Here is a 462-nt window from a genome sequence, read left to right on the forward strand (position 1 = left end):
CGTTCACGGGGTTGTCATTCTCCGATATGCGCAATCTGCGTGAGGAAAATATCCGTACATACTTCGACAACCATGAGTGGATAAACATCAACCGCCAGAAGACGGGCGTGGAATCGAATATCCGCCTACTGGACCTGCCCCGAAGAATCATAGAAAAATACCGCGGACTGTGTGAGGACGGAAGGATTTTCCCTGTCCCCCATTACATGACCTGCCTGTATGGAATACGTGCCGTAGCCAAACGGTGCGGTATCACGAAACACCTTACATGGCACCAGAGCCGTCATACGGCGGCGACAACGGTATTCCTGTCAAACGGCGTACCTATTGAAACTGTGAGTTCGATGCTCGGACACAAGAGCATCAAGACGACGCAAATCTATGCGAGTGCGCCCAGATTGGTCGCTTGATAAATACTTCTGTAGCAAGAAGTTAGGATTGGGTTCAATATAATCCTATCGT

General features: G+C 49.6%; 1 protein-coding gene. It reads left to right on the forward strand.

The annotated features are described in order from the left end of the window. A partial coding sequence (locus tag I6E24_RS16695) for a site-specific integrase (protein ID WP_235329833.1) occupies positions 1–410 on the forward strand: 410 nt, incomplete at its 5' end. Positions 411–462: the final 52 nt, after the last annotated feature.

This window comes from Bacteroides caecigallinarum, assembly GCF_021530995.1.
In the GTDB taxonomy this organism is placed as follows: domain Bacteria; phylum Bacteroidota; class Bacteroidia; order Bacteroidales; family Bacteroidaceae; genus Phocaeicola; species Phocaeicola faecigallinarum.